At 48.5% G+C, this 19,373-nt stretch carries 21 protein-coding genes; 11 read left to right on the top strand and 10 right to left on the bottom strand.

Annotation, left to right across the window (positions count from 1 at the left end):
* Positions 1–23 precede the first annotated feature (23 nt).
* From M662_RS01980 to M662_RS01990, 3 genes are all read left to right on the top strand, one after another.
* On the top strand, positions 24–635 hold the full coding sequence (locus M662_RS01980; protein ID WP_008633029.1) for a metal-dependent hydrolase: 612 nt from the start codon (positions 24–26) through the stop codon (positions 633–635).
* A 187-nt stretch (positions 636–822) separates the two neighbouring features.
* On the top strand, positions 823–1,845 hold the full coding sequence (locus M662_RS01985; protein WP_026576998.1) for an AimR family lysis-lysogeny pheromone receptor: 1,023 nt from the start codon (positions 823–825) through the stop codon (positions 1,843–1,845).
* 17 nt (positions 1,846–1,862) lie between these two features.
* The gene (locus M662_RS01990) at positions 1,863–2,018 is read left to right on the top strand and encodes a hypothetical protein (protein ID WP_161484934.1); all 156 of its coding nucleotides are present in this window, start codon (positions 1,863–1,865) and stop codon (positions 2,016–2,018) included.
* 40 nt (positions 2,019–2,058) lie between these two features.
* Here the strand turns inward: M662_RS01990 and M662_RS01995 are convergent, their stop codons facing one another.
* Positions 2,059–3,567, bottom strand: coding sequence for a BCCT family transporter (locus tag M662_RS01995; protein WP_026576997.1), 1,509 nt, complete (start codon positions 3,565–3,567; stop codon positions 2,059–2,061).
* Between the two features lie 305 nt (positions 3,568–3,872).
* Here M662_RS01995 and M662_RS19715 point away from each other — a divergent pair, with 305 nt between their 5' ends.
* From M662_RS19715 to M662_RS02020, 6 genes are all read left to right on the top strand, one after another.
* Positions 3,873–4,130, top strand: a complete 258-nt coding sequence (locus M662_RS19715) for a nucleotidyltransferase domain-containing protein (RefSeq protein ID WP_442858827.1) — start codon at positions 3,873–3,875, stop codon at positions 4,128–4,130.
* Positions 4,072–4,344: a hypothetical protein gene (locus M662_RS02000; RefSeq protein WP_026576996.1), complete on the top strand. Its 273-nt coding sequence runs from the start codon at positions 4,072–4,074 to the stop codon at positions 4,342–4,344. The genes M662_RS19715 and M662_RS02000 overlap by 59 nt, the downstream gene beginning before the upstream one ends.
* Positions 4,345–4,542: 198 nt before the next feature.
* Positions 4,543–6,060: a glycine betaine uptake BCCT transporter gene (locus tag M662_RS02005; protein ID WP_008633021.1), complete on the top strand. Its 1,518-nt coding sequence runs from the start codon at positions 4,543–4,545 to the stop codon at positions 6,058–6,060.
* 140 nt (positions 6,061–6,200) lie between these two features.
* On the top strand, positions 6,201–7,016 hold the full coding sequence (locus M662_RS02010) for a DUF368 domain-containing protein (RefSeq protein WP_008633020.1): 816 nt from the start codon (positions 6,201–6,203) through the stop codon (positions 7,014–7,016).
* A gap of 74 nt (positions 7,017–7,090) precedes the next feature.
* The gene (locus M662_RS02015; protein WP_008633019.1) at positions 7,091–7,408 is read left to right on the top strand and encodes a thioredoxin family protein; all 318 of its coding nucleotides are present in this window, start codon (positions 7,091–7,093) and stop codon (positions 7,406–7,408) included.
* Positions 7,409–7,463: 55 nt separating this feature from the next.
* Positions 7,464–8,546 (top strand): FAD-dependent oxidoreductase, encoded by a 1,083-nt coding sequence (locus M662_RS02020; RefSeq protein ID WP_008633018.1) that lies wholly within the window; start codon positions 7,464–7,466, stop codon positions 8,544–8,546.
* A 51-nt stretch (positions 8,547–8,597) separates the two neighbouring features.
* Here the strand turns inward: M662_RS02020 and M662_RS02025 are convergent, their stop codons facing one another.
* The 5 genes from M662_RS02025 to M662_RS02045 are packed head-to-tail and all read right to left on the bottom strand — an operon-like array spanning position 8,598 to position 13,074.
* Entirely contained in the window at positions 8,598–9,245 is a 648-nt protein-coding gene (locus M662_RS02025; protein WP_026576995.1) for a TVP38/TMEM64 family protein, read from the bottom strand.
* Positions 9,242–10,210, bottom strand: coding sequence for an ABC transporter ATP-binding protein (locus M662_RS02030; protein ID WP_026576994.1), 969 nt, complete (start codon positions 10,208–10,210; stop codon positions 9,242–9,244). The genes M662_RS02025 and M662_RS02030 overlap by 4 nt, the downstream gene beginning before the upstream one ends.
* Entirely contained in the window at positions 10,207–11,007 is an 801-nt protein-coding gene (locus M662_RS02035; protein ID WP_026576993.1) for an ABC transporter permease, read from the bottom strand. The genes M662_RS02030 and M662_RS02035 overlap by 4 nt, the downstream gene beginning before the upstream one ends.
* A complete protein-coding gene (locus tag M662_RS02040; protein ID WP_026576992.1) occupies positions 11,004–11,864 on the bottom strand; it encodes an ABC transporter permease in 861 nt (286 codons plus the stop codon). The genes M662_RS02035 and M662_RS02040 overlap by 4 nt, the downstream gene beginning before the upstream one ends.
* Positions 11,845–13,074 carry an ABC transporter substrate-binding protein gene (locus M662_RS02045; protein ID WP_026576991.1) on the bottom strand — a complete coding sequence of 410 codons (1,230 nt, stop codon included), beginning with the start codon at positions 13,072–13,074 and terminating at the stop codon, positions 11,845–11,847. Before M662_RS02045 ends, M662_RS02040 begins: the two co-directional genes overlap by 20 nt.
* Before the next feature lie 143 nt (positions 13,075–13,217).
* Between M662_RS02045 and M662_RS02050 the strand changes: the two genes are divergently transcribed.
* Together M662_RS02050 and M662_RS02055 are read left to right on the top strand one after the other, a co-directional pair.
* Positions 13,218–13,805, top strand: a complete 588-nt coding sequence (locus M662_RS02050; RefSeq protein WP_026576990.1) for a class I SAM-dependent methyltransferase — start codon at positions 13,218–13,220, stop codon at positions 13,803–13,805.
* A 33-nt stretch (positions 13,806–13,838) separates the two neighbouring features.
* Positions 13,839–14,093 (top strand): DUF2164 domain-containing protein, encoded by a 255-nt coding sequence (locus M662_RS02055; protein WP_008633007.1) that lies wholly within the window; start codon positions 13,839–13,841, stop codon positions 14,091–14,093.
* A 35-nt stretch (positions 14,094–14,128) separates the two neighbouring features.
* Here M662_RS02055 and M662_RS02060 read toward each other — a convergent pair whose 3' ends face one another.
* The 4 genes from M662_RS02060 to M662_RS02075 form a co-directional block, all read right to left on the bottom strand.
* The gene (locus M662_RS02060; protein ID WP_026576989.1) at positions 14,129–15,796 is read right to left on the bottom strand and encodes a methyl-accepting chemotaxis protein; all 1,668 of its coding nucleotides are present in this window, start codon (positions 15,794–15,796) and stop codon (positions 14,129–14,131) included.
* Positions 15,797–15,811: 15 nt separating this feature from the next.
* Positions 15,812–16,756, bottom strand: a complete 945-nt coding sequence (locus M662_RS02065; RefSeq protein WP_008633005.1) for a BMP family lipoprotein — start codon at positions 16,754–16,756, stop codon at positions 15,812–15,814.
* A 109-nt stretch (positions 16,757–16,865) separates the two neighbouring features.
* Positions 16,866–17,876 (bottom strand): LLM class flavin-dependent oxidoreductase, encoded by a 1,011-nt coding sequence (locus tag M662_RS02070; RefSeq protein ID WP_008633004.1) that lies wholly within the window; start codon positions 17,874–17,876, stop codon positions 16,866–16,868.
* Positions 17,877–18,074: 198 nt separating this feature from the next.
* On the bottom strand, positions 18,075–19,370 hold the full coding sequence (locus tag M662_RS02075; RefSeq protein WP_026576987.1) for an efflux RND transporter periplasmic adaptor subunit: 1,296 nt from the start codon (positions 19,368–19,370) through the stop codon (positions 18,075–18,077).
* Between the last annotated feature and the right edge of the window lie 3 nt (positions 19,371–19,373).

Genomic DNA, 19,373 nt, shown 5'->3' on the forward strand with positions numbered 1-19,373 from the left:
AACAGAGAGAGGTTCGAAACATCATGATGGCACGTGGACACCAGGTCGTCGGATTCACTTTCGGGGTGGGTGCCTTGACGCTGCTTCCTTCCTTTGAATTGGTTTCCGAGCGACCATTTCAAACGATCTTATATTTTGTCTTTGTTTTATTCGGTTCCTTATTACCAGATATCGATACACCGACATCCACGCTTGGCAGTAAGTTCTGGAGAGGATTGATGACGGTGTTTACCCTCGCTTTCCTCTGCTACTTATTTGCACCTCAGTACTTGGATACATACAGGGATGAGCTGAAGATCTTCGTCATGCTTCTGCTGCCCATTCTAATTATGATCCGCGGTCATAGGAAAATGACCCACTCGATCCTGTTCGTGAGTCTGCTGGCATTATATGGTTACATATTGGAACAAACGTTGAATATCCCATGGTTTTACCTGGGAGGTTTGATGATCGGTGTTGTATCCCACCTTTTCGGGGACTACATAACAAAACAGGGTATCCCTCTTGGGTATCCTATATCTAAAAAGTACGTACAGTTTTTATTTACATTTAAGACGGGTTCCAGTACGGAGAAGGTACTGATATATGGGCTGGTACTCTGGAATGTATGGTTTCTGACCTCCATCATTTTTTAATTGTGCAGCACGAACTGATACAGTAATACTTGATCGTCCGCCTCTCGAGAAGCAGCAACCTTCTCAGGGGCGGTTATCTTTAGGTGTATTCTAGGTAATATAGCGGCATACCAATTGGTTTGTACTGGACAGGTGGAATTTTATTCAATAAAATGTAAATAAGCATAAGAGAGGAGTCTTGGTGCTTATGGTGAATTATAAGTTGATTGAGCCGAGTCCGCTTACAAGTCTGCAAATGAACCGAAGCTCTTCGTTATATACCATTTATTTGAATAACTTGAAACGTTATTCCAGAATAGAAGCACTTAATCAGACACGGGATTTCATCTTCGCCCATACTCCTGATCAGTTATCCGAACAGATCGCCTCGATGGAATTTCTCTACATGAATGATTTGTTCGATGATCTAACATGTTGGATGAATCAGCCGTGCATCAGGAAAGATGTGTCTTTTCTTTACAGTATCTTGATGGATCGCCGCCAAAGAAAATCAACGATGGACCGCGTTCATCAACTGAAGGCTATCCGGTTTACGAACCCTTCCATGCATTGTCTTCACCTCTTCACCCTCGTTTATTCCTACTATGATTTGAAGATGTACACAGCCTTGGATAAATATTTAGATGACTGTGAGATTGCGCTTCGAGCCGTGGATGAACCCCTCATGTATTATTATTTGAATCAGAGGTACCAGGAGCTCCTTTTCCAGCATTATTGGAAGACAGACAACTCTATTCTCGCCAGCCGGTACGCTTATAAGATGATCAATACAGAACTTTCACCGAAGCGGAAGTATCGTATGTATCATCACCTGGCCTTATGTCTACTCTTTGACGGATATAATTCTGCCATCGAGCCGCTCAGTAAAGCTCTGGAAATCGCAGAGAGAATCAACGAAAGACCTCTCATTGACTCCGTTCTTCACCGATCGCTTCCGTTCATCTCGGCTTTCCATCATAAGACGGAGGGAGTCACTACACCGGACCCTGTGGAGAATGCACATCTTTGTATTGTGAAAGGGGATGTGAAGCGGGCGAAGGATTTCCTGCGGACGCTTCCTGTGCTGACTCCTTTTCAAGAGAGTTACATGGGGCTTGCCGAGCGGGATGAAGATCGGTTGAATCTTGCACATAAACGATTTATTACCGAACGTGGGGACCATTTCTTTGCACGTGTACCTTTGGAATTCTTGAAACGAATACAATCATAATTGGAGGCAGATTTTTCATGAGAAAAATGCTGACGTTGCTGTTCCTTTTTGTATTGCTTTCGGCCGCAGGTGCTTCGTTTTCAGATGGTCATACGTATGCGAAAGATCCGGGCGACCCTGGTATGGGCTCCGTTCATCCTGACAAAGATCCGGGCGATCCCGGCATGGGTTAAACAAGAAGACGCCTCCTTTAACAAGGAGGCGTCTTCTTGTTTATTTTTTCCGTTTTCTTTCCGGTAGAGGTTCTCTACGGATCATTTTCGTAAAGGCGTAAACGAAAATGATCAGAATGATGGTAAACGGCAGGGCGGAAACAAGAGAGGCCGTCTGCAGCGCATTCAGTCCTCCTGCGACGAGTAGAACAGCCGCAATAGCCGCCATTAGTACACCCCAGACGATTTTAATCGGAAGAGAAGGTGTCAGGCTTCCGTTCGTCGTCATACTTGCAAGGATATAAGTGGCGGAGTCTGCCGATGTAATAAGAAATGTTGCAATTAATAAGATAGACAGCATCGACATGATTCCTGTCAACGGAAGGTATTCATATGTTTCAAATAAAGCGACGGTGATGTCGTTACTAACAGCAGATGCAATCGATGTTCCACTGTTAAGGTCACTGTTCAATGCCGTACCACCGAAAGTGGCGATCCATAGGCAGGCGATTAATGGCGGCACGACAAGCACACCGAAAACGAATTCCCGGATTGTTCGTCCCCTGGAAACCCTTGCAACGAATGCTCCGACGAATGGAGACCAGGCAATGGCCCAAGCCCAGTAAAAGATCGTCCAGTCCTGCAGCCATCCATTGTTTCCCTGATAAGGCGTAAGCCTCAAGCTGTAGCTGACAAAGTTGTTCAGATAGTCTCCCAGTCCCAATGTGAAACTGTTCAGGATGAAAACAGTAGGGCCTGCAATAAAGACAAACAGCAGGAGAAGAAGACACAGACCGAGGTTCAGGTTGCTCAACCATTTGATGCCTTTATTCAATCCTGTGCTTGAAGAGGTTAAGTATAGAATAAGCAGAACGGCGGTGATAAGTAATTGGCTTGTGGTGTTGTTCGGAACATCAAATACGGCATTCAACCCGCCGTTCATCTGCAGGATGCCGAGTCCGAGAGAGGTGGCAATTCCCATTACCGTAGCGATGACGGCCAGGGAGTCTGTCGTGTTTTTGACCACTTTGGATTTGCCGAGTACAGGTTCGAGAGCCGTAGAAATCAGGCCGTTCTTATCCTTCCGGAACTGAAGGAAGGCGATGATCAGACCGACGATGGCGAACACCGACCATTGGCTGACACCCCAATGGAAGAAGGAATATCCCATAGCGACTCTGGCTGCTTCTTCTGTTTGTGGTTCGAGGTCAGAGAAAGGGGTCTCAAAGAAATGGCTCATCGGTTCTGCTACTCCGTAGAAGACGATTCCTACCCCGAATCCTGCGGAGAACAGCATCCCGATCCATGTGAAGAATGGGAATTCCGGTTTGGAGTCTTGAGGACCGATTTTGATTTTGCCGTACTTGCTTATGCTCAAAATAATAAGAAATAGGACGAATCCGAATACGGAAATCAGGTAAAACCAACCGAAATTCAAGGTTGTGAAATCGAATAATGTGCCGGCGACGTTCCCGAACCCTGTCGGATTGACGGCCCCGATCACGACTAAAATGGCTACGACGGTTGCTGAAATAAGAAAAACTGGATTTTTTAACTGTTCTTTCATCATACTCCCCTTTCATGAATCAGATAATAGGTCATTCAATATAGCCTTCCCTACATTTTCCTGCAGGAAACATCAGCATTCTTCATACGATGCTTCTTATTCCTCCCGAAGCAGTCTTCCCCTGAAACAGGTCGTAATTCTAAGGATTTTCCTGTAAGCATTTCGTTCCACCTCCTTTCTATGGTTCTTCATTCTACCAAACAAGGATAGGTTTGTAAGAGTGGGCTAGGATGGGCCGGGATAGGTAAACATAGAGAGAGAGGAGTGGGAAAAGCATGTTTGAGCCGTGTAGAAATATTGGAGACTGGATGAGGGACTTTCCTGGTAGATGGTGGGTGGCGGGAGGCTGGGCAGTGGATCTTCATATAGGAGAAGAAACCCGTCATCATCATAATGTGGATATTGCTTTAATAGAGCCTGAGGACAGCAGCTTCTTCCGCGATTGGTCCCCGCTTGGGACATCTCCCAGTGGAAGTCTCCGTGTATCCTACAGGGGAGGAAGTAAATGTGTGGCTGCAGGAACAGGAAAAGGAGAGGTTCCGTTTCTCCGCAGCTGTTCATTATGATCTATCTTCCATGCATCTGCGCTCGGAGAACGGGCTGCCTTACTTAAATCCGGAAATTGTCCTTTTGTATAAAGCATTTTCTGATACGGAAAAGAACGAAGCAGATTTCAAGTTGCTGTATCCTCACTTGAATGAGCATCAAAAAGAATGGCTGAAACAAGGATTAATGCATCATCGCCCGCAGCATCATTGGTTAATCCGGCTGCTGTATTGATGTTTGTTATATAGCTGCGGGATAAAATTATTAAAGGCTTTAACTTTAATGTGACGGGCGTTACGGTCATTATGCTCAGGAAGAAAGTCCGCTTTTCTGTTTATATTTTCTAAGTATGGGTATTCGTCTATAAGAACTTCCATGACCGGGGGATGCCTCTTACCCGGGAATCTCACCAGGTCGGAAAGGAGACGAATGATGAATAAGGTTACATCCGTATTTTGGATCACATTAGCCATCGCACTATTGTCGGTCGTTTGGGGGGCGGTGGCACCCGGCAACTTAGGGGAGATCACAGGTAGTATTCAAACCTACATTTCTGTCCATTTCGGCTGGTATTATTTATTGATTGTCACAGGTTTCGTACTATTCTGTCTGTACATGATCATCAGCCCATACGGGAAAATCAAATTGGGAAAACCATCAGATAAACCGGATTACAGTTATCCCACATGGTTTGCAATGCTTTTCAGCGCAGGGATGGGGATCGGACTCGTCTTTTGGGGAGCGGCCGAGCCGACAACTTTTTTTGCCTCCGACGCACCTTTGTCGGAAACGGGTTCTGATGCCGCTCTTAACGAAGCGATGCGGTTCGTTTATTTTCACTGGGGTGTGCATGCTTGGGGAATTTATGCCATCGTCGCGCTTGTGCTCGCTTACTTTAAGTTCCGCCGGGGAGCACCCGCTTTGATCAGTTCGACCCTGGAACCGCTTTTTGGAGAGAAAATGAAGGGGCCGTGGGGGAAACTGGTGGACGTCATCGCTGTATTTGCAACGATTGTAGGTGTGGCAACGACACTTGGGTTCGGGGCAGCGCAGATCAACGGCGGCCTTACGTATCTGACTTCCATTGAGGATTCTTTTGGAATTCAATTGACCATTATCCTGATTGTTACGGTGCTGTTCATGATGTCTGCTTATACAGGGCTAAGTAAAGGGATCAAGTACTTAAGTAATACGAATATGATTTTGGCAGGTCTGCTCCTGCTTGTGATGCTGATTGTCGGACCGACTTTATTCATTTTGAATATGTTCACAGATACAATCGGTGCATACTTACAGAACCTTCCAGGGATGAGTTTCCGTCTTGCGCCGAACAGTGAAGAAAGCAGAACCTGGATCAATGACTGGACGGTTTTCTACTGGGCCTGGTGGATTGCCTGGTCTCCATTTGTAGGAATCTTCATCGCCCGTGTTTCTAAAGGGCGGACGATTCGGGAATTCCTTTCCGGTGTCCTGCTCGTCCCGTCAGCCATCGGATTCCTTTGGTTTTCCACATTCGGTTCCTCTGCCATTCAAGTGCAGAGAAGTGGAGATGCAGACCTGACCCAATTAGCGACAGAGCAGGTATTATTCGGCTCCTTCGACAATTATCCACTCGGTTTGATTATGTCGATTATCGCGATGTGTCTGATCGGTACATTCTTTATTACATCAGCAGATTCCGCTACGTTCGTGCTCGGAATGCAGACGACGAACGGTTCACTGACACCGCCAACGATGGTCAAGTTCGTCTGGGGACTGATCCAATCATCCATGGCTGCGGTACTGCTTTATTCAGGTGGACTGCAGGCACTGCAGAATGCTTTGATTTCAGCCGCTTTCCCCTTTTCCTTCGTCATGATTCTCATGGTCGTATCCTTGTACAAGGCGCTGCGTGCCGATAAGAAGGCGATAGAAAGGGATAATGAACAAATGGAAAAGGATTCCGCTTAACCGGAAGCTTTTGTCTTCCACTCATCCGTAACCGCTTTTTCACTGTTTTTTAATTATTTTCATGAAATTGTATCATTAAGGAGATTCGAATTCTGATAGAATAGAGAGTGACTATGCATGTCGCAAAGGAGTTATGGATGATGTGGGAATGGAAGAACATATACCGCGGACTGCTGATGGGAGCGAGTGATGTCGTTCCGGGAGTCAGTGGAGGAACCATCGCGGTCGTTTTAGGTATTTATGATCGTCTTATTGAAGCGATCAATGGAATATTCAGCAGGGAATGGAAACGGCATCTTCGTTTTCTCATCCCGCTTGGAATCGGTATTGGTATATCGATCGTCCTGCTTGCTAATGTAATTGAATGGTTGTTTGAGCATTATCCTGGTCCGACCCAGTTTTTCTTCCTTGGTCTGATCATCGGAGTCCTGCCTTATTTAGCGCATAAAGCGGATATGAAGCATACCTTTAAAGCTCAGCATTACCTGCTGCTTCTGATCGGTGCAGCCGCGGTCGCTTCTATGGTGTTTTTCCAGACAGGAGAATCCGAGCCGCTGCAAAACATGACAGCTTCAACGTATCTGCTGCTCTTCTTCTCGGGTTGGATTGCCAGCAGTGCTATGATTCTGCCGGGCATCAGCGGATCGTTCATTTTGCTGATCATCGGTATCTATTCGACGGTTGTCAGCGGTATCTCTGATTTCCGGATCGACATCATTGCCGTGGTCGGTATTGGAATTCTGATCGGACTGATAACGATGAGTAAAATCGTCAAGTTTTTCCTGGAGAATTATACGGCTGGTACGTTTGCCGTCATCATCGGATTGGTGATCGGGTCCGTCGTCGTCATCTTCCCGGGAGTTCCGGAGAACGGTGTCATGTGGATCGTCAGCATCGTTACGTTCCTTGCAGGTCTGGCAGCGGCGTGGCTGCTCGGAAGAGTCGAATATAAATAAGCAGAACGTAAGACAAAAGTTCCAGATTCTATTAAGATGGAAGATAGATTGAAGCACAAAGGAGAATGGAAGATATGGAATCTATTCATACTGTTGATACATTCAACGAAATCATTGAAAGCGAGCAGCCGGTTATTGTGAAGTTCCAAGCGGACTGGTGCCCGGATTGCCGCCGTATGGACATGTTTATCGGAGATATTCTCGAGGAGTACAACGGATATCAATGGTACGATGTTAATCGTGATGAACTTCCGGAAATGGCGGAGAAATATGAAGTCATGGGCATTCCGAGTCTCTTGATTTTCAAGAACGGTAATAAACAGGCACATCTTCACAGTGCGAACGCGAAGACTCCCGAAGAAGTGCTGGAGTTTTTGAAAGCAAGTCTTTAATCGGTACGTCCACATGGTCCCCATGTGGACGTTTTCTATAAGGAGGTTCTGCCATTTGTACAAACGGTTGTTATTGGTTGGTGCGGGTCATGCCCATTTAGAAGTGTTGCGCCAGTGGAAGGAGAATCCACTTCCGAACGTACAAGTATGTTTGATCTCGCCAAACCGTTACCAATATTACTCAGGAATGTTCTCCGGTTTTACAGAGGGTATCTATGAAGAGGAAGAGACACGTGTGGATCTCAGGAGGCTGACTATAGATGCCTGTGTTCACCGGATTCAAAAGAAAGCAGCGAGGATCGACGTTCGTCATAAGAAAATCATTTGCGAAGATGGATCCGCTTATCCGTTCGATGTCGTCAGCTTTGATATCGGTTCTGGGAGTCTCCCCCCTGATTTTGCAGAGTCGCCTGCGCGCTCGGTCAAGCCGAATGACGAATTCATTGAACAAATGAAGGAATTGCGGGAAACACCGATGCCGCTCATTATCGGTGGGGGAGCGGCCGGGACGGAGCTGGCTCTGTCGATGCAGGCCTATAAAGAGATGCAGGGGATTCCCGGCCAGGTACGTATCATTACATCCGGGCGCATTTTGTCGGATGCGCCCAAGTGGGTCTCTACGAAGCTGGAAGGATTGTTGAGGGAAAAGGGTGTGCGAGTCTGGGAGCAGGAACGTGTACAGGAGGTTTCAGACTCCCATGTCCATACAGCTACCGGCAATCAGGTTCGCCACACAGGTGTGCTCTGGCTGGGCGGAGCTTTCGGTGATACCGTCTTTGAACGCTCGGGTGTGGAAGTGGATGAACGGAGTTTTGCTTACGTTCGTTCGACCTTACAATTCGAAGGGTTCGATTACATGTTCGGTGCGGGCGATTGTGTCACCATGATGGATCATCCCGATCTGCCGAAAAGTGGTGTCTATGCGGTAAAGCAGGGGCCGGTGTTGTTTAACAATCTAAGAAGTTATCTGGATGGGAAAGAACTGCAGCATTTCTCTCCTCAGAAAAATGCCATGTATATTCTGTCGACAGGCGGAAAGCGGGGATTCCTTATCTATGGACCGCTCAGTGCCCATAACCGGCAGGCTTGGAAGATGAAGCATAAAATAGACAAAGAATTCATGGCCAAATATCAATAAAAAAGTCTTTGACGTCTGTCCTTCAGCACAGGACTCGTCAAAGACTTTTTTTCAGCGTATTTTTAACCATTCTTTCACTTTATTGCGGAATAAGAAAGTAAGAACGAGGACGAAGGCGAAGACGCTGAAAGCTGCAATGATCAAGCTGCGGTTCCCGCTGGCCAGACTTGTACCTACTAAACTGTAGGCAAAAGAACCGGGAAGCATCCCTATGACGGTAGCGAGCAGGAAAGCAGAGAGGCGGACTCTTGTCATTCCGGCAAGGTAGCTTAAAATATCGAAACCGACTAGTGGGATAAGGCGCAGAATGAATACATACAGAAAACCTTGACGCTTCATCCTCGGATAGACCGCTGCCGCCCATTTGGATTCTTCGAATTTCAGGACGGAATCTCCGAAGAAACGCCCCATCGCATAGCCGGTGATCGATGCTGCTGTCGCTCCGATGATGATATAAAGGATTCCGGGCCACAATCCGTAAGCGAAGGCTGCGGCGAGCGAAAGGATCGAAGTCGGAAAAACAATGATCGGACCGGCGGCATACAGCAAAATGAAGAGGGCCGGCCCCCACGCACCGAAGGATAGGATGTAGGAGCGGATATGATCCGGGGATACGTTCAGTTGGCTCCTCACGATAAAGACTGCGAAGAGGAACACAGTTAAAACGACGAGAGCCCGGCCGATGCTTTTCCTGCTCACTGTATCCCCGCCTGAAAGGTACGCACGTCCGCCTTGTTTACATATAGAAGTACGTCCGTTTCTATAAGCGAGCGGTCCTGGAGAGGGATGGCAAGCTTCTTCTCCAGCTCAGGAAGCTCGATATGAGCGATGGGATGGCCGTGGTTGTACGTAATGTGTTCCACCCTTCCCTGAAAAGTCAAGCTATCCTCTTCTTTTTCCGACGAGTGAAATCTTACATGCTTTAAAGGCACGTAGGTCCGGTCATCAATGATAAAGTGGCCACCCATGAAGGATGCGACGTGGATGTTGGCAGGATAGTCATGGAGCGTATCCGCATCCCCGATCTGCTGAAAGGCTCCATCCTGAAAGAGGGCGATCCGATCCCCCATGATCATAGCTTCCTCCAGGTCATGCGTAACGAACAAAGCGGTCGTGTTCCGTTTCACTAAAAAGTCACGCACCCAATAGCGCAGATCCTGGCGTAGATGAGGGTCGAGGCTGCTGAATGGTTCATCGAACAATATAACTTCCGGTTCTGTCGCCATAGCCCTGGCGAGCGCGGTCCGCTGCTGCTGGCCGCCGGATATTTGTGATGGGAAGTGGCTTCGGTAATCTGTCATTCCGATGGCAGCAAGCAGCTGCTCTATCTTTTCGGGCGTGTATTTTTTGGATACTTTCGCTCCGTACGTAATGTTTTCTTCCACAGTCATATGGGGGAACAGGAGCGGTTGTTGAAAGACGAGGCTGATATCCCGTTGATTGGCTTTCTGCCTCGTAATATCCTGTCCGTTCATCAGGATTGTTCCGCTTGTCGGTTTTTCCAGGCCGGCAAGGACACGCAGGAGGGTGGTTTTCCCACTTCCTGATGGTCCGACCACACTGAGTATCTGACCTTTTTCCATGGTAAAGGAAAGTTCACTCAATACGACCGGTCCTTTAAACTGTTTAGTGATCCGTTGAATTTCCAGAGCTGGGCTTGTCATCGTTGATTCCTCCATCGTGTATGAGTATATGGGAGGAAGGAAATCATTCCTTCCACTATGGCATACATAGCTAGTGGTACGAGTGCGAACCAAATGGAGAAGGCGGACATCAGGGACGGATCGGCATTCTCCATGAACGGAAAGAATACCATCGGAAGGGTCCGTACCTGTCCTCCCCCAATGATCGAAGTTATCGCATACTGACTGAGACTGATGACGATCGTCAGGAATGTCGTGCTCCGGATCGCCGGCTTCATCAGGGGCAGTTCAATGGTAAACAGCTGCTGGAGCTTTCCTGCTCCCAGTACTTCGGGCTGCTGCAGCATGGAAGATCCGATCTGCTTATAGGTGTTATGGAAAATCTTGATGCTGTAGGGAACCGTCGGGATCAGGTGAATAAGTATGACGCCTGCTGCTGTGTCTGCCAACCCGATTCGGATCATCCAAAGGTGAAGGCCCATGGTAATGGCAAGAACGGGAATAAGCAGGGGGGCAAGCAGGAATGCTTCCAGAATCACCTTGCCGCGGAAAGTTGTCGTCGCAAGAGCTTTTCCGGCGGGGAGGGCGATCAGGAAGTTGAGGATAAGCACACTGAAAGCTATTAGAACGGATGTCCCTGTCGCTTCGATCAAATAAGGGTCATTCCAAAGCCGCTGATAGCTCGTCCATTGAAGCGTGATCCCATTTCCTGTGTGGAACCGGAATGGAGCGCTGAGGCTCTGTAAAAGCAAAAGGAACAGAGGAAATACGAATACTCCCCCTGTGACCAGGTAAAACAATGTTTTCTTCAAGGTCATAAAGATTCTCCTTTCGCTCTTCTCCATCTCCTTCTGTTTACAAAGGCATAACCGACGACAGCCAGAGCAAGCAAGAGAAGGCTTATAGAAATCATTGCAGCAAACGCAAGCGGACGATCATCCCAAGAGCTTCCATAAAACCAGTCATAGCTTAATACCGCTGCCATTTCTGGATAAGTCGTTCCAAGCAATGCCGGCACTTCATACGCAGACAAGGTAAAGGCAAAGACGATGAGGAACGTCTCGATCAAGACGGGGGTGAGGCTTGGCATGTCCACTGTTTTGAACTTCTGCCAGCCGCTGCCGCCCATCGTTTCGACAAGGTCATAATACTCCCTGTTTATTCCTGCATACACAGGGAAGAGCAGCAGAATGACAAGCGGGAGTTCTTTCCATACATAAGTAATGATGATGCCGATCCCGTTCGGGTCCCGTGTCCAAATCGGGAAAGCTTCCGTGCCGGCCAACAGGCCAAAAGAAGTCAATGCTTGAGCCGCCACACCCGATTCCGATAAGAGCAGGAGAACGACATACCCCCATACAAAATGAGGGAAGAGCATTGGTATCCAGACGAGGAGCCGTGACGATGTTTTCTTGAGATAGGTATAGAAATACTTGGTCATCACGAGCCCGATGACCATGGAAAGGGACGTGGCAAGGAAAGCCGTTTGGACACTGAAGCTGATGGAGCTTATGAATCTCCCGTTGTCTGCAAGCTCTTTATAGTGCGTAAGCCGCACACTTCCGTCATCCATCAGGCTTTGGATCATGCCGTTTGCCAATCCATAAAACGGCATGACCAGAAAAAGAAGGGATGGAAGCAGCAACCACAGGCTCTTAGTCCTGAACGATTTCATTAAACCATTCTTCCGTCATCCATTCGACATAAGAAGCTGCTGATTCGGGCAGAAAGCTTTCTTCCAATTTTTCTACAGGAAGGACACTATCGCCCCGATCAACCGCTTCAAACTGTTGCTTCTGCTCTTCCGGCAGCAGGTCGAGGCTGATCGGTGTGTTGTCACCCCAGGAATCGGGCTGAAGCTTGGCCAGTTGTGCCTCCGGAGACAACAGGAAATTGATGGTCGTCAAAGCGCCTGGTTTGTTCGGACTATTGAACGGTACAGACAGGAAGTGGGTATTTCCGATGGACCCCGGCTCCATGACGAAGGATTTCGTTGTTTCAGGAAATACGCCGTCTTCGATTAATGATTCTGCGCGTGCTTCGTTGTACCCCATCGTCATCCATACCTCGCCTTCGCTGTATAGACGGTCCAATTCAGTCAGGTCATTCGGATAATGTTCGCCGGACCGCCAAAGATCTTCTTCTATATCCTTTAAATAATCCCATGTCTGATCTGCTGTCGGCTGGATGGTCTCTTCATCGAGAGGCTGATCATAGATGTCTGAAGGCTTGTCTGCCTTTGCGTACAAAATATGCCGCAGGAAGGCATTGCCGGAGAAATCTTCTGCGCGCGGGTACGTAAATTTACCTGGGTTTTCGTGGATCCACGTTTGCAGTTCCTCAAAAGTTTCCGGCGGGTTTTCAATTTTGGCGGAATCATAGAAAAAGACGAATTGAACTTTTCCCCATGGGGCCTCCATTCCATCCACCTCTGTGCCGAAATCTTTTTGAAAGGCTGGTGAGTCCGTATCATAATATTTCTGGAAATTGGGCAGACCGTCGGTGATCGTTCCGCTCAATAATTTGTTTTCTTTAGCATTTTTGAAATTTTCGCCGTTCAGCCAGATAAGATCGATCGATCCATCCTGTTTGCCGGCTTGTTTTTCGGTTTGGAGCTTCTGCAGAATTTCCGGTGTGTCCATCGGCACGCGCTCCAACGTTACACCAAACTGTTCTTTCATGCGGGGAGCTGCCCATTCGTCGATATATTGGTTAATGCTTTCATCCCCACCCCACATATGTAAACGGACGGTAGTATTCTCAGAAGCTGATTCGATGGCCTGCCAGGATTGGTCCGACCAATCGGTGCTGTTCGGTTCCTGGCTGCACGCAGATAAGAAGACCAGGGCAGCCAGAAAAAGCATGAGACTGAAAAACTTGTTCATGAAATTCCTCCTCTATCTATTCCATCTTTATCATCCATTGGACTCTTTTCTATCATACAAACAAAAAGACAGGAAGGAAACTATTCCTGCTTCCTGCATGCGGAGGGGCTTCCCGGGGTATGAAAGGACTAGGAGGTGTCGACATGCTGTATGAACAGTTCGCAAAACCGGAAGGATGGATTGGTAAGCTCGCTGGAAAGTATATGGAACGGGAGAATGAAGCGTTGAATGAATGGACCATCCATTTTCTTACCTTGGAAGAGGGGGACCGGGTGTTGGAGATCGGCTTCGGTTCGGGAGGGGCATTGAAAAAGGCATTGGAAGTACCGGGAATCCATTTGTTCGGAATCGATCCATCGGAAGCGATGGTATACACGGCACTGCGCCATCTACATAAACGGGAGAGTACTGCAGATGTCTGCCTCTATCACGGAGAAGCATCTCAGGTGACCACTTTCACTCAGCAGCTGGATAAAGTCTACGCCGTCAATAACAGTACGTATTGGGAAAAGCCGCTGGAGACGCTCCTCTATTTGCGGGGGCTGATGCGGAGAAACGGGAAAATCGCGTTAACCATTCGCCCGCACGAGGACGGAGCGGGGGATGATACAGCAGAGTTGTTAGGCGGCCAGCTGCAGGCCTTGCTGGTCAAGGCTGGGTTTCAACAGGTTCGCATCCATCTCCGTGACGCAAAACCGAACGATGCCGTCTGCGTGACAGGAATGGCGTGAGAGTATGCTACGATGGGGGAGGAGGGATGAAGCATGAAATCGTTGACGAAAGAAGAACGGGAATATTTGATCGATCAGGTGCAGCAGCATTTTGAAATGGAGCGGAACGAGGTGCTCGGAGAGCTTGCGGCCGATCACTTCGTCCAGTGGATGGCAGAGGAAGCAGGTCCGATCTTTTACAATAAAGGTATCACGGATGCCAGACGGATGGTAGAACAGAAGGTAATGAACATCGATGAGGACCTGCTTTCGTTGGAAAGACCGGCAGGCAGACCGAAGAGAAGATAAAGAAAACCGCTTCCTCATTGAGGAGCGGTTTGTTTTTATGCTTGTTCTTTATCCCAGCGGAAGTGATCGATTTGTTCGTTCAGCTCTGTCACCATGGTGGTCAAATGGGCCGCCTCCTTGCGTAAGTGTTCAAAGGCGGACTGCTGTTCCACGGTTGATGCAGAAATTTCTTCTGTACCTGCCGCTGTTTGTTCGATGACGCTGCTGACGTTCTCCATGGAAGCGTGGACGTTCTCGCTGCGGTCTTTAGAGTGAGAGAGTTCATCGACAAGCTCTTCCAATCGGGTATCTATTGTTTTTACTTGATCAGTAATCCTTTCAAATGCGGTCTCTGATTTGACGGAAGCACCGGTTTGTTCCTTTGCCAGGGAGAGAGCAGCGGTCATCTCCTTTTCAATGCTCCGGACACCGTTTCGTATTTGGCTGACCATGTCGGATATATCTGCCGTAGCATTGGTCGATTGATCAGCAAGTTTTCTTACTTCTTCTGCAACGACAGCGAAGCCTTTCCCGTGTTCCCCGGCGCGGGCCGCTTCGATGGCAGCATTCAAAGCAAGAAGGTTCGTTTGTTCGGCTACATCATTGACGACTTTGATCGTCGTATCGATACGGTCGGTGTATTGGATGAAGTCCGTGACCGATTTCTCGACACGAGAGAGGGAAGCGCTGCTTTCCTCCATTAACGAACGTTGACTCGTGACACTTTCTCTTCCTTCTTCGACAAACGCCCGCGCCTGTTTCCCTGCTTGTCTCGAAGCCGATCCCAGCTCTGTGTTTTTCAAGAAGCTGTGGTGCAGTTCCTCCATTAAGGAGGCGACATCCTGCATGTCATTGGATATGGACTGGCTTCCCGCGGCCAACTCGTCCGTAGACTGAGTAACTTGGTCGGAGACTTCCGTAAGGGCATGCATTTCTTCGTTCAATCTCCCGCTGAATGTACCGACTTGGCGGCTGATTTGGTGAACGGAAGACACGGTTCCCCGGAGTTGATCGACCATCGTTTGAAACGATCGTTTCAATTGCCCGATTTCATCTTTCTCTTTGTCCATGACCACGAGCTCCGTCGTCAAATCACCGTCCGCAATGCTTGCTGCTTTATCGGCAAGCGCGCGAAGCGGTTTGGCGATGTGTTTCGTCAGTCTGGTCGTAGACAGGATGGTCAGGACGAGAAGGACCGTGGCAGCAATGATGGTAAATGTAATCAACTGACGGATAGCATCCTTCTGCCTGTCTATTTGGTTCTGATACCAGGATTGCCCTTCCTGCTCCAGCATGTACACGTCATTCGTTATTCCGGCCGTTCTGGAAGCCTGCCGCTGTACCTCATTGACATCGCTGTCCGCCAGTGCCTCTTGTGCCCGGGTCTTCCAATCAGCAAATTTCGCTTCTGCCTGCTCGTACCAGCGTTTTTGAGCAGCTGTTGTGACGAGGGGAGCTACTTCTTTGAATGACTCTTCCATCTGGGCGATCTGCGTTTCCGCATCTTCCTGGAAAGCAGCGGATGGGTTATATCCATAGGTAGTTAACGCTTGTTCCACTGTGACAAGTCCTCCGTGCAGTTCTTTCGTTTCTAATAGAATCTGCACGTCCTGATTCGATGATTGCTGCAACTTCATCATTTGGAAAACGATGAAGCCGATCAGAATAAGGCATATGAACAGGGGGATCAGCGTCATTATGTATAATCGTTTCGCAATGGTCATGATCGTTCTCCTCCTTTATTCCTTCCCGTCCGCCTCGTCGATCATCTGTTCGTCTGCTTCTGTCCATTCGATGATCCGGACAGGTGCAAGGCCGATTCCGTTCTCTTTGATCCCGAGCGTCTCCGGTCCTGTAGTGATTTCACCGGTTTCCTGCAGTTCTTTCATGACTCTGTATAACGCCACGTTGACGTTTTTCAACATGGAAGACACAACGGCATCTTCCGCTACGAAGAATTGGTCCGTATCGACACCGAAGGCATAGATCCCCTGATTTTGTGCTTCTTTCAACACTCCAATTCCGGCAAATCCTGCAGCAGGGAAAAGGAAATCCGCGTTCTTATCCGCCATATCAGCAGCTAATCGGGCCCCTTCTTCATCGTCATCGAACGAGCCGGTATAGCCTGTCAGAACCTTTGCATCCGGGTTCACGGCCGCTACTCCTTCCCGAAATCCCTTTTCGAAGTTTTGAATAACAGGCATTTCTTCTCCTCCGATGAATCCGACCACATCGGATTTTGTTTTGGAACCGGCAATCATGCCTATCAATCTGCTGCCTTCTTCATCTTTGAACAGGATGGATCGGACGTTCTCTTTTTCAGATACAGCATCGATCAACACGAATTTCTGCTCCGGGTATTTATCCGCCAAGGCTTCAATGGCAGGTTGGGAATTGTATCCGAGTCCAATGATCACGTCGTGACCCTGTTCAATCATTTCTTCCGCCTTTGCCTCATAGTCTCTATCGAATGGTTCTCTGTAATCGAATGTAATGCCAAGCTCATCCCTGGCCTGTTCCAATCCTTGAAATGCCGAGTCACTGTAGGCGTTATCTCCAAGACCGCTTTCTGTAACGAGCAGTCCGGCAGAAAAGGTCTGTGCCGTTGCCTTTTCTAAGTTTTCACTGCATCCGGTAAGGATCCATAGAGCAAGAAACATGTACACGAGCAATCGAACTTTCAACGTTAGCCACTCCTTTTGTATGATGTCTGACATCTATTAAATCGGTAAGCCGATCTATTTGTTGAGCAGGATATAAAAATTCATACAAAAAACACCAGGAACAGAGTTCCTAGTGTCGGGAGTATTCCTTATTCAAAGAGAAGGCGTCCGCCAGTAGTTCATACGACCGCATGCGTTCCTCGAATGGAGAAACAATGGTATTGACGATCAACTCATCGACCCCGTAGTCGTCGGCGAGTTGGACCATTTCTTCTTTTACTCTCTCCTTGCATCCAACGATCATACGGTGCCGGTTCTCGCGGATTTTCTCTTCTTCATAGAGGGAATAAGAATAGGAGAGTGCCTCTTCCGGTGTCGGAAAATGGTTCATATCGGTTCCGCGCTCAATTTGTAGAAGGGCTAAATCAAGTCCTGTTGCCAAATACTCGGCTTTCTCATCCGATTCTGAACAGATGACGAAAACAGATACATTCACAGCAGGTTTATCCTGCTGCATAGATGGAGTGAAATAGTCTTTGTATCGATCGACTGCTCTTGTCCCGCCCCGGCCGTTAATAAAGTGGGCGAACGAGTAAGAGGTGCCTAAATCAGCTGCGACCCGAGCACTTGTCCCGCTGGAACCGAGCATCCATACAGGAGGCGCTGATTGTCCTTTCGGTGACGCATATATATCCATACCGTGCGGGTCATATCCGTGAAGATACGCCATTAATTCTTCCACTTGCTGTGGATAGCCTTCTGTATTAGGAAGCTTTCCGCGGTTCAGGGCAAGGTTCACGTTCGGTTTTCCTCCTGGTGCCCGGCCGATACCTACATCCACACGATTCGGGTGAAGTGTCTCCAGAATGCGGAAGGCTTCCGCTACTTTGTAAGAGCTGTAGTGCGGGAGAAGAACCCCGCCAGTACCAATGCGGATCTTCTTGGTTTGTGAAGCGAGATGGGCGGCTAATACTTCGGGTGCGGACCCTGCAAGGCTGTCCGTACTGTGATGTTCCGACACCCAGAAGCGATGGTAGCCAAGTTCGTCTGTCCATTTTGCAAGCTCAGATGTTTGTGCTAGTGCTTCCTGCGGGCTTCCCCCGGATAGGATAGGGGATTGATCCAGTATGCTTAATTTCATCTGCCTGCCCCCTTCATTGTTGGTGGTTATGTCTATGACTATCGTCCCACGAGTGGAGGGGAGATGCAAAGGATATGCCTTTTGCGCAGAGGGTTTTATGAGAAGGGAGGAGGCCTCTATTTCCTGTGGGAAAAGCTTGGAGGGGGTAAGCAGAAGAAAGAAAAACGCAGGCGTAGGGCCTGCGTTTTCATACGTGCTTTATCTGGCCAGAAACCCGAGCATACCGTAGGTCAACTTCGTCTGCTTATCCAGCTTGAATAATTTCTTAGCATGGACATCATCGATATGGATCGGTGTGAAGAAGACCGTTCCGTTACGGAACTCATCTTCCGGCTGAACGGCCAGCCATTCGTTCTCCTCTAAGCCCTGAACGATTTCGACGAGGCCGTCTTCGGTTATGCCTTTCTCAATCTCCCGCTTCTCCATTTCACCGTCTTCATTCATCACCCAGGCAAAGAGATTCTCCTCTGTGCTGAGCGCTTCATCGGCGGCGGTGACAGCGCCTGGAGATTCGTTTGTAATGATGCTTATTTCAGCGTGATACCCTGGTAGAACGTCTTCGTTCAAGTCATCCATGGCAATGGTGAAAGGATACCGGCTCGTTCCTTTTACAGACGTACGATCCGGATGGGTATCGATGGAGCTGATCGAACCGGTGCTTTCCATATCCAGCTCCGGTACTCTAATGTCTGCCTGCATTGTTTCATCCACAGTCGTACGCGCCGACTCATCTAATGTGCCGGAGAGAATCAGATCGGTGGAAGCGATCGTAAGCAGCGGAGCATCCAGCTCTTCCGAGATTTCCGTGACGGTTCCAGCGAAGGTGCTTGTAACGGTAATCTGATCGCCATCCTGCTGCAGCTGGTCGAGTTGGTCTTCCTTCATTTCGAGCATCGCTTCCTGTTTCATAAGTTCCGACGCCTGTTCGGCAAGCTTCTCCTGCTTCAAGTATTCTGCTTCCGCATTGGAGGAAGTGTCCTCCTGCTGCAGAGGTGAACGATCCGTCATTTCTTCCGTCTCATCCGGATTTCCTCCCCCGAAAAAGCTGGGAGCGCTCATTCCGGACGTCGACTCGGACGGCTCCGGAATTTCATAGTCTTCCAATTCTTCTATGTAAGCTTCTGTCGCGGAGATTTCCTGCTCGATGCGGTCGATGTCTCCCTGAAGCTGTGCTTCCTGGGCGTAATAATCTGATACAGCATAAGTGTACAGGTCATCGCCGTCTGCGACGGTATCTCCTTCTTCAACGAGAAACTCTTGGAAGCTGCCAAGCTCCTCATCCAAGTATACAGGGGTAGTCGTTTCCGAAGTGAAAACTCCTTTTGTCTCCAGCGTTTCCGCCAAATCTTCTGTTACTGTCTGTGACCAGTCGTGGACGTAGGATTTTCGCTCGACCTTCTCTTCCTCATCGAAATAAATGAGGAGAGCGTTTGCCACAATAAATGCGACGATTAATAATCCCAGGATGCGCCCTTTCACATTAACTTTTGCCATAGT

Source organism: Bacillus sp. SB49 (assembly GCF_000469135.2).
Classification (GTDB): Bacteria; Bacillota; Bacilli; order Bacillales; family Halobacillaceae; genus Halobacillus.

Excerpts from the sequence above, each read along its gene's own strand:
- M662_RS02055 (WP_008633007.1), top strand. The coding sequence starts at position 13,839 with ATGAAATCGTTGACGAAAGAAGAACGGGAATATTTGATCGATCAGGTG.
- M662_RS02005 (WP_008633021.1), top strand. The coding sequence starts at position 4,543 with ATGAATAAGGTTACATCCGTATTTTGGATCACATTAGCCATCGCACTA.
- M662_RS01995 (WP_026576997.1), bottom strand. The coding sequence starts at position 3,567 with ATGATGAAAGAACAGTTAAAAAATCCAGTTTTTCTTATTTCAGCAACC.
- M662_RS19715 (WP_442858827.1), top strand. The coding sequence starts at position 3,873 with ATGAGGGACTTTCCTGGTAGATGGTGGGTGGCGGGAGGCTGGGCAGTG.
- M662_RS02015 (WP_008633019.1), top strand. The coding sequence starts at position 7,091 with ATGGAATCTATTCATACTGTTGATACATTCAACGAAATCATTGAAAGC.
- M662_RS02010 (WP_008633020.1), top strand. The coding sequence starts at position 6,201 with ATGTGGGAATGGAAGAACATATACCGCGGACTGCTGATGGGAGCGAGT.
- M662_RS02030 (WP_026576994.1), bottom strand. The coding sequence starts at position 10,210 with ATGACAAGCCCAGCTCTGGAAATTCAACGGATCACTAAACAGTTTAAA.
- M662_RS02040 (WP_026576992.1), bottom strand. The coding sequence starts at position 11,864 with ATGAAATCGTTCAGGACTAAGAGCCTGTGGTTGCTGCTTCCATCCCTT.
- M662_RS02045 (WP_026576991.1), bottom strand. The coding sequence starts at position 13,074 with ATGAACAAGTTTTTCAGTCTCATGCTTTTTCTGGCTGCCCTGGTCTTC.
- M662_RS01990 (WP_161484934.1), top strand. The coding sequence starts at position 1,863 with ATGAGAAAAATGCTGACGTTGCTGTTCCTTTTTGTATTGCTTTCGGCC.
- M662_RS01985 (WP_026576998.1), top strand. The coding sequence starts at position 823 with ATGGTGAATTATAAGTTGATTGAGCCGAGTCCGCTTACAAGTCTGCAA.
- M662_RS02075 (WP_026576987.1), bottom strand. The coding sequence starts at position 19,370 with ATGGCAAAAGTTAATGTGAAAGGGCGCATCCTGGGATTATTAATCGTC.
- M662_RS02035 (WP_026576993.1), bottom strand. The coding sequence starts at position 11,007 with ATGACCTTGAAGAAAACATTGTTTTACCTGGTCACAGGGGGAGTATTC.
- M662_RS02070 (WP_008633004.1), bottom strand. The coding sequence starts at position 17,876 with ATGAAATTAAGCATACTGGATCAATCCCCTATCCTATCCGGGGGAAGC.
- M662_RS02050 (WP_026576990.1), top strand. The coding sequence starts at position 13,218 with ATGCTGTATGAACAGTTCGCAAAACCGGAAGGATGGATTGGTAAGCTC.
- M662_RS02060 (WP_026576989.1), bottom strand. The coding sequence starts at position 15,796 with ATGACCATTGCGAAACGATTATACATAATGACGCTGATCCCCCTGTTC.
- M662_RS01980 (WP_008633029.1), top strand. The coding sequence starts at position 24 with ATGATGGCACGTGGACACCAGGTCGTCGGATTCACTTTCGGGGTGGGT.